This is a genomic window from Paenibacillus qinlingensis (genome assembly GCF_013204845.1).
Classification (GTDB): Bacteria; Bacillota; Bacilli; order Paenibacillales; family NBRC-103111; genus Paenibacillus_E; species Paenibacillus_E qinlingensis.
Genome location: NZ_JABMKY010000023.1, coordinates 129,644 through 138,183, shown reverse-complemented (window position 1 = coordinate 138,183; position 8,540 = coordinate 129,644). Strand labels below are relative to the sequence as shown.

The window sequence follows — 8,540 nt, the reverse complement described above, 5'->3', positions numbered from 1 at the left end:
CTTTCCCTCAAGGTACCTTCTTGCAGCTTGTATTTTTTCTTGTGGTGTTAATTTGGACATATAGAAAAACTGCACCTCCAATTGTTAGATTGTGTCTAACAATTGGGGTGCAGTTCAGAAATCGGCAGTCTCTTCATATTTTCTATTTAGTACATCGGAGATTTCCAATTACTTAATTATTGGGGACTGTTTATCATCAATTCCTGGAATTGAAATTGGAAATATCATTCCCATAATCCCTATTCCTGAGTAGTATTCTTGTTCCACAATTAAATCAGCATGTTGTTTCCTAATAATTGAAAGTTCATGCAATGAGAAAAACAGATAATTCTTGCTACGAAAACGAACTGGCATTGAGTTAAATGTTTGAGAATTGGTGAGTTCCTTCTTAATGACCCATTTTTTAAAATCGGAATTATCCGGGTTCGTCCAAAGGAGTGCAAGTAAGATTATACTCACTACAAAAATTACCAATCTCACGCAGAGCCCCCCTAAACAGCAAGTACACTTAACAATATGTCGTGTACAACCAAGAGATGTCTCTTTTTCATTTATCTTTAATCTGTATCCAGTTGAACTAAACTCCCGTTAATTTAACGAAAACAGAGCGTAGCTGCCGCTTGGCTTGCCACTCCCTACGTTATTGTTCTCACTTTAATGTAATGCCACGGATTTTCTCATAGCTTAGGCCTGTTACCTCATGAATTAACTCTGCAGAAAGCTTCAACTCCTTCATTCTTCTAGCTAAGTTATTTATAGTTGTCCAATTTCCAAAGTGTTTTCCATTAACAAATCCGTCTTCTCTTGCCTCTTCAATTTCTTTTGAAACAGTAATAACTTCCGAAACAAATTTACCAACCCATGACCCTTGTACGTTATCGTATTCGATAACCGCTTCGCCTTGAATATCCTCAGTATAAAGAATAACTTTCTCACCTTCGGACAATTCGAAATGTTTTAAATCATTGTCAGTGATTCTTATCTTTTCAAGGTTGGGGCCATTAAAATCGGTCCATATTTTTTTCATGGGTTGATTTCCCTTTCATCAGACCTTATATCCTGAACATAAGACTACTGAATTTCAAAATTTTACATGCACACCTCAGATGCAACGAATACCATTACTTCAATAATCGTCCTTTATTTCTCTTATCGTTTTCTTGCTTTGATAACAAAACTTACGGGAAGCATCTTTGCTTTTTCAGCAAATTTGCTGTTACGTTGCGTTTGAATAATTTCGTCATCAGACTGCTCGATCATTTGCTCAATATAAAAGCCCGCTTTAGCCAACGCATTCACATAAGTTGATAGTGTACGGTCTGATAATGTTAGCGTACTTTCGCCAAGAGATGATGAATACCAAGATTCATCGAAATAACATTTTTTAAAAATAAGCGTATTATTTTCATCAACAACACATTTGTGTATGGGGTGCGACCAACTGAAAATGAATGCACCGTCTTTTTTTAGGTAAGAAGCAATCCTACAAAAAGTACCCTCAAGGTCGGTGGTCCAGCCTATGGCATAAACCGAATATACAAAGTCAAAATAATCCTCGGGTATGCCACATTTTTCCTCCATGGGAGAACAGATTAATTGGGCTGAAAGACCGCTCGCCGTCAAATGCTGCCTTGTCTTTTCGATTTGATTTTCTGATATATCCATACCCCAAAGCTCAGATGCTTTGCGTTCCCCCAGATACTTTAAAGATTCACCGCTTCCACAACCAATCTCCAGTACCTTTTTACCTGAAACATCGCTAAAAAACTGGCATTTTTCTTCTGAGACAAATGCCCCATAAAAAGGAAGTGCGGTTGCTCCTAGAACATCATTTCCTTTGGTATCCCAAAATAAGCTGTTTGTTTCATGAATAGCACTTTTATCCATGTCAACAGAGATGGCGTCAACCTCACTACCGCCTACAATGTTTGTTCTATAAACAGAATTTCTGTCCATGCCGATTCCCTCCATAAAAGCAGCTGACGTGGCAGAACTGCTCCTTGTTTTGTTCAACTATGTACCAGTGCCTGAAATATTATTTTCAAGATAATCTATTGCTGTTCTTACGTAAAGTCATCTTTGCTTTCTAAATTTACGTACTTCTATTATCAATTCTATTGAACAATAAGCCACTGTTAAAATACCAATAAAAGATAAAATATAAAGCATGCCTCTAATTGTTATATATGCTATTGGCAAGTTCCCAAAAAGATTTTGTATTGTACTATGTACAATAGAATTATTTAAAAAAAGAAGTAGTACTCCAGCTGCTACTCCGTAAAGCAAATTTTTTTTATGATCCATATGAAGCCCCCCTTTTGAACAATAGATAAAGTATCTCCTTTGCTGTTTCTTTCATATTAACTCTCTGCTTATGCTAAAGAGTCTTTGTAAACAGAATTTCCATCGGTTCATTCTCAAGTAATAAGCATCCTGAATCCTTATATCCTAATTTTCTATAAAAGTGTTGAGCTTCTTCATTTGCCAAAGTGGAAGTCATGACTAATTTGAACCCTTTTTTCTTCATCTCTTCTTCCCAAAAGAGAACTGCCTTTTTTCCAGCTCCTTTCTTTCGAAAAGGAGCATCGATCCAAATCATATTCATGAACGGTGTATTATCCCAAAAATAACTGTGACGCATCCATCCAATAATGACATGATCGTCATTCTTTAGGATAAATATTTGATTCTGTCTTATCTTCGGTATGATTAAGTTTTCTAGAATGTGATGATCTCGCTCTTTTAAATATTCATAATCCGATTCAGATGCGAAAACAATATTCATAAACTACTCCTTCAGGCTAACATCAATTTCCTATAAATAAGCTCACTAATTGATTCATGCTAATTCACCCATGTTTCTTTTCAATAATACCACATATTGGTATTCTCCTACCCGAATAGCTGCGGTCTTCCCGTTTATCTAAAATAAAATGAGCAGCAGGCTGCCTCGGCACCTGCTGCTCATTTAAGTTATCATTCAACAATGGTTCCTTCGTACTTTAACTTTACAACTCTTCTCAGGCATAGCCGCGATGTTTATTTGGATAGTCCCGGAGTTGATCCAATACGCAAGAGATCTTCGCTAACGGTCCAAAGCGTTTCGGCCACTGATTGGTCGATGGCCCATTCACGTACGCCAGTCATTAGCTTGCTATCCGCAGGAACAATAGCCGCGATGTCGCAGTTTTCACAGTAAACTCCACCTTTTCCCTCTAACATCGGACTCACTGCACACCAAATGGATGTGGCTGCGCCTTGTTCGACGGTTTTGAAACCTTCTGGAGAAATAAATTCGCCATTTTCTCCTCGTCGAACACCCCACGCGGCTAATTCCTCATCAGTCAGGTGACGAGTCAAACCGGTGAGAATCGCGCCAGGATTGACAGCAAAAGCGCGAATGCCATGTTCTCGGCCTCGTTTATCGAGTTCAACCGCGAACAGCGAGCATGCAGTCTTTGATTCACCGTAGGAAATGTCTTTATTGTACGGCCTCTTGGTAAAGTTCAGATCGCTGAAATCGATTGGCCCCAACATGTGACTGATAGAAGAAAGAGTGATGACGCGGGAGTTTGCAGATTTTTTCAATGCATCCCATAGCTTCAACGTCAATTGAAAATGCCCTAAATGATTCGTCGCGAATTGCGCATCTAATCCCCGAGTGTCTTTAATTACAGGAGGGTTAGCCACCCCTGCGTTATTAATAAGAATATCAAGCGTCTGGTGGGACATCAGAAAATCCGCGGCGAACTGATCAATGGATTCGGGATCAGCTAGGTCGAGGTGGATGACCTCGACGTTGTTCATTTCCGAAATACGATCTTGTGCCTTCTGAACATCACGGGCACCGACGATTACGGTGGCTCCCGCGTTAGAAAGAACTCGCGTCGTTTCTAGTCCAATGCCTCCGTGACCACCTGTTACTATTGCAATTTTTCCTCGGAGGTCGCGGCCTGCAAGCGCCTCTTGGGCAGTTGTTTGCGGTCCGAACCCCGAAAATATAGGTTTTTGTAATGTCGTCATTATGATTGGTCTCCCTCATGATTAGTATTAGACAAAATACAAAAAACGTCTATATGTTCATATTACACAACTAGACAAAGTTTGTAAAGTGTATAATAATACATTCATGGACGATAAAAAGAAACTTCATATTCAATCCGTTGCGTTGGACGTATTCTTCAAGTATGGCTATAAGCGCGTGTCTATGAACGAAATTGCCGAGGCCGCAGGTATCTCGCGTGCGGGTCTCTATTTGCACTTCAAGAGCAAGGAGGAAGTTTTTAACGCAACCATTCTGCATTATGGCGACACTCTCATTGAAGAAATAATGGAAGGACTTTCTTCCAAGAAAACGCCTGAAGACCAAATTTTATATGCATTTGAAGTGTGGTCTATAAACAATTTCGATCAATCGTTGAACTCGCCGGAAGTAAAAGAAATGACCGACAGTTCTTACGCATTCTCGAAGGAGGCACTCGACGCGAGCTACAATAAACTTGGAGTCGTTCTGACCTCTATTTTGGAATCGCAAACAAAATTCGCCGGCAGCCCCAACAGTCTTTCTCCAGAGAAATTGGCGCATCTTTTAACAAGCGCATTACGCGGATTTAAAATTGTTGCCAAAAACTCGTCGGAGCTCCGCCAAATGATTGAAGATTTGCTCCGAATTTTTCTTGCCTCTTAGAGAGGATTGTTTCATTTTTGTGCTTTTTTAATTCCCATAATCAATAGGATGCCTTAATTTGCAAAAATGTACGCAAAATGAATAGTGCGCCCCCAGAGACGCACTGACTGAAGTCACCTATTTTTATGACTGTATGGACTCGCTCCAACAAAAAAAGATAGCGGCAGCCTCAGACGAGAAAATATCGTCTTAGACTACCGCTATTTTCATTAAACTACCGTTTTGCGTTAGTTTAGTCTTCGAATTTTTTTATATAATTCTTCTGATCCTTTGTAAACATATAGTTTCGTCTCTCATAGAACCTATGAGCATGTATTCGACTTGGGTGGGATAACAATTTTATTCCAGAATATCCATTATCCTTTCCCCACTGTTCAAGGCAATCCATTAAGATACCTCCTATACCCTGATTCCTATAACTTTCTTTAACAACAAATCCCAGAACGTTTACTAAAGAGTCAGAAAAAAGTAATTCATACGGACTTCCGTGAATATATCCTATAACCTCGGTGTCATGTTCGTAAACAAAGATGATATCTTTCGTTTTCTTTGTAATAATTTCAATTTTCTCTCTTACTCTCTCTTCGGAAAATGCATGTAGATTTGGATTAAACGCTTGATTTAGTAAATAAATATCATGATAATCGGTTTCTTGAATTTCCCTGACCTTGTCTTTTTTCATATTTAAACGCCTCAATTCTTTAGATCACTGCAACCATCTAAGATATATTCACAGACTATTATACATCTTAGCTAGGCATCATCTCCGTTAGAAACCACAAATATAAAGCGTTTACAAAATTAACAAATACCAATATACTATTTCTACTTGAATGGTTATTTCAAAAGAAAAGAGTGTGCTCTACGATGAAACGATGGCTACCGATGGCTATACTGCTTACGAGCGCGCTTTACATTTGTGAGTTTCGACCCGAGCATCAAGCATTCAAATTGCTTTTTAAATTAATTCCCATGTGGCTGATTTTGTATTACGCATACTCGCATATGCCTCTAGCCAAAAATAGGATTCATTGGTTGATGTTAACCGGACTATTCTTTGGCATGCTTGGTGATGGATTGATTATGTATGAGTTCGTTATTGGCCTTGCCGCTTTCCTAATCGGCCATTTGTTTTATACGACTGCCTTTCTCGTCCAATGGCGTTTCTCTTGGTTGCGCTTCTCCTCGATCATCCCTATCGCCATTTATTCCATCATGATGGGGAGAGAGCTGGTAATCTCGCTCATGGCGCAAAATAACGCTGGACTTGTGGTACCTGTGCTATTTTACATTATCGTAATCTCTCTAATGGGCTGGTCGGCGATTATGACTGGTAATAGATGGGCAGTTATTGGCAGTTTCCTATTCTTGATTTCGGATTCCATACTGTCTTGGAACCTGTTCGTCTCCCCAGTTTTTTTTGCGGATATCCTGATTATGACTTCCTATTACAGCGCCCAGTTCATTATTGCTCGCAGCGCGGCTCTTCCTGAAAAAAGAGAAGTCAAAGTGCACCCCTGATTCGAGATTCGAGGGGGAGCACTTTTTTATTATTTCTTAAAAAAACTATCACGATATTGGCCTGGCGTAGTTCCCTCCAACTTACGGAAATAACGAATGAAATTGGCAGGCGTATTATACTTCAACTTCTCGGCGATCTCGGATATCTTCATATCCGTTTCTAACAGCCATTGTTTGGCCATGTTCATCCGATACTCTGATAAGTAATCACTGAAATTAACGCCCGTTTCCTTGCGGAACACTTTCGTCAAATAATTCGGGCTGTAATTCATACGCCGTGCGCACACCTCTAGGGAAAGATCGGTATCGAAGCCAGTCTCTATCATGTGAATAATTTGACTGGAGATGCTCTGATACTGCTCATCTAGCTTGTGTTCCAAATGAATTAGAAATGGAAGCATGACCACATCCAGAAACCAACGTTCCACTTCGCTCACTGTTTTCAATTGAAACAGCTGTATAAACAAGGTTTGTTCATCGGGGTATAGCCGTTTTGGCGACACGCCTGCATCCTTAACTGCCTGTAGCATTTGCACGAGAAGACGGACGAAGGACATGAAATATTCTTCATGCGTTCGCTCATCGACAGCAAGCGCCGATATGAATTGGTGAAGGCAGCGCGTAGCCTGCTCTCGGTCTGCATGCTTCAAAGCGTCCAGCAGCTGCCGCTCTGCAGCATCTGGATAACTCAACTGCATGCTTTTCTCCGGCTGCACATCCTCGATGAACAGGATCGACTCTTCGCCTAGATTCATCCGATACTTCAGAGCTTGCAACGATTCGCCATAGGCATGACGAATTTGCTTAATGTCGTTAAACATATGGCTGAAGCCAATGCTCACTTTCAGCTCCAGATAAAGTTTGATCATCTGCATGATTTGATGTGCCGCGGTGTCGAGCAGATTCTTGAACAGCTTGGGATCTGTTTCAGCCCCTCCAAGCAAAGTAACCTGGGAGTCCCCCATAACGACTGGTGGCAGCCTCTGCTCAGGTGTAATAAGCTCGGAAACGATATTGTTGATAGCGAACAACAATAAATCCTGATCCTGCTCTTCAAAACGCGTAGAGGATAACGTATCGATTTGAATCGTCATGACACACATGCTATTCCACTCTGTTGGATGTCCGAAGGCCTCCAGCTTATCCTGAGCCTCTGTTCTCGCCATATCGCTCTGGAAAAGCTTGAAAACAAAGTATTCCCGCATTTGATGGGACTGTCCCAGAACCTCCTGTAACAGACTGGACTCCCTTTGCATTAGTCCACGAAAACGTTCATTGATAAATTCGAATTCATCGATGGCCGCATCGGTCCCTACGGTTTCAGGCGAGTTGCGCACGACTTCATACAACTTGCGAATCGGTTTATACATCTTCCTTGAACCTAAATAAGAAATGAGTAGAGCTAACAATAAAATACCAAGACAAATATACAAGGTGAACCACCCTATGCCCTGTGATTCCTTGTTTAGTTCATCGATAGACACCACTGATACATAGGTCCAACCGTTATAATTGGACTTCCGGTAACTGATTCCGACACGCTCCCGTTCCGAACGGGATGTATAGAAACCCTGCTCCGCAGTAGAAATGGATGGATTCCAGCCGATCTGTAATTCTTGTATCTGCTTACCAAGCAGATTCGCGGAATTGCCGGCGAAAACGACCGCTTGATCGTCCAACAGCAAAACGTTGCCCATGGCTGTATCCTTGTTGATTAAACTATTGACATCATAAATCGGAATCGACATGATCAGCAGCCCCGATGGGTTAGGGGAATACGCTGGAATTTTCTTAATGAGTTTCATTCCGGTAGAACTTGTGGACCAGAATGAGGTTCTTGGATCATTCACCCATCCCGCATAACTTTCCATCGCCTTCGTTTCCAGCATGGACAAACCTGTATCGTTAATGGACCATTTGTTAGCTATGCTTATGAGTTCCATGCCCATCGTACCGAGCTCATTGCTTTGCAGCTTACTCATCGATTCGAGCAGACTCTTCACTTTCTGAACGTATCCGTCCGTACCAGCCAATTCTCCCTTAAGAGCGTCGATCACGACCGGTTGATTCATATATTGAATAGCTGAGTAATCAATCAGCCTCAGCAACTGTTCAATTTGTGATTCAGTCTGTTTCAGCATTTGCTGATTGCTCTCATTGACCTTGGTTTGCACCGCATCCGAAGCCTGATAATAGGAAAAAGCCCCCAGTACCATGACAGGAATCGTCGCGAGCAGCAGTGTAAACCATATGAGCTTGGATAAAAAGGTAGACGCACGTAATTTCATAAACAAGCCCCCGCTGTTCTTGTATGTCAATAATTGCGGCGCCT

General features: G+C 41.1%; 10 protein-coding genes. 2 read left to right on the top strand and 8 right to left on the bottom strand.

Going from position 1 to position 8,540, the window contains the following annotated elements:
- Nucleotides 1-168: 168 nt before the first annotated feature.
- The 6 genes from HQN88_RS29685 to HQN88_RS29660 form a co-directional block, all read right to left on the bottom strand.
- On the bottom strand, nt 169-480 hold the full coding sequence (locus tag HQN88_RS29685; protein ID WP_173119194.1) for a hypothetical protein: 312 nt from the start codon (nt 478-480) through the stop codon (nt 169-171).
- A 169-nt stretch (nt 481-649) separates the two neighbouring features.
- Nucleotides 650-1,027 carry a hypothetical protein gene (locus HQN88_RS29680; RefSeq protein WP_173119193.1) on the bottom strand — a complete coding sequence of 126 codons (378 nt, stop codon included), beginning with the start codon at nt 1,025-1,027 and terminating at the stop codon, nt 650-652.
- 122 nt (nt 1,028-1,149) lie between these two features.
- Nucleotides 1,150-1,956: a class I SAM-dependent methyltransferase gene (locus tag HQN88_RS29675; protein WP_173119192.1), complete on the bottom strand. Its 807-nt coding sequence runs from the start codon at nt 1,954-1,956 to the stop codon at nt 1,150-1,152.
- 117 nt (nt 1,957-2,073) lie between these two features.
- Nucleotides 2,074-2,304 (bottom strand): hypothetical protein, encoded by a 231-nt coding sequence (locus tag HQN88_RS29670; protein ID WP_173119191.1) that lies wholly within the window; start codon nt 2,302-2,304, stop codon nt 2,074-2,076.
- A gap of 73 nt (nt 2,305-2,377) precedes the next feature.
- Nucleotides 2,378-2,785, bottom strand: a complete 408-nt coding sequence (locus HQN88_RS29665) for a GNAT family N-acetyltransferase (RefSeq protein ID WP_173119190.1) — start codon at nt 2,783-2,785, stop codon at nt 2,378-2,380.
- A gap of 254 nt (nt 2,786-3,039) precedes the next feature.
- Complete coding sequence (locus HQN88_RS29660) at nt 3,040-4,023, bottom strand: SDR family NAD(P)-dependent oxidoreductase (protein WP_173119189.1); 984 nt, start codon at nt 4,021-4,023, stop codon at nt 3,040-3,042.
- A gap of 106 nt (nt 4,024-4,129) precedes the next feature.
- On the opposite strand from HQN88_RS29660, the gene HQN88_RS29655 reads away from it, so the two are divergent.
- Entirely contained in the window at nt 4,130-4,687 is a 558-nt protein-coding gene (locus HQN88_RS29655) for a TetR/AcrR family transcriptional regulator (protein ID WP_173119188.1), read from the top strand.
- A 232-nt stretch (nt 4,688-4,919) separates the two neighbouring features.
- Here the strand turns inward: HQN88_RS29655 and HQN88_RS29650 are convergent, their stop codons facing one another.
- Nucleotides 4,920-5,369: a GNAT family N-acetyltransferase gene (locus HQN88_RS29650; RefSeq protein WP_173119187.1), complete on the bottom strand. Its 450-nt coding sequence runs from the start codon at nt 5,367-5,369 to the stop codon at nt 4,920-4,922.
- A gap of 185 nt (nt 5,370-5,554) precedes the next feature.
- On the opposite strand from HQN88_RS29650, the gene HQN88_RS29645 reads away from it, so the two are divergent.
- The gene (locus tag HQN88_RS29645; protein WP_173119186.1) at nt 5,555-6,208 is read left to right on the top strand and encodes a lysoplasmalogenase; all 654 of its coding nucleotides are present in this window, start codon (nt 5,555-5,557) and stop codon (nt 6,206-6,208) included.
- 29 nt (nt 6,209-6,237) lie between these two features.
- On the opposite strand, the gene HQN88_RS29640 is transcribed toward HQN88_RS29645, so the two are convergent.
- Nucleotides 6,238-8,496 carry a helix-turn-helix domain-containing protein gene (locus HQN88_RS29640; protein ID WP_173119185.1) on the bottom strand — a complete coding sequence of 753 codons (2,259 nt, stop codon included), beginning with the start codon at nt 8,494-8,496 and terminating at the stop codon, nt 6,238-6,240.
- Nucleotides 8,497-8,540: the final 44 nt, after the last annotated feature.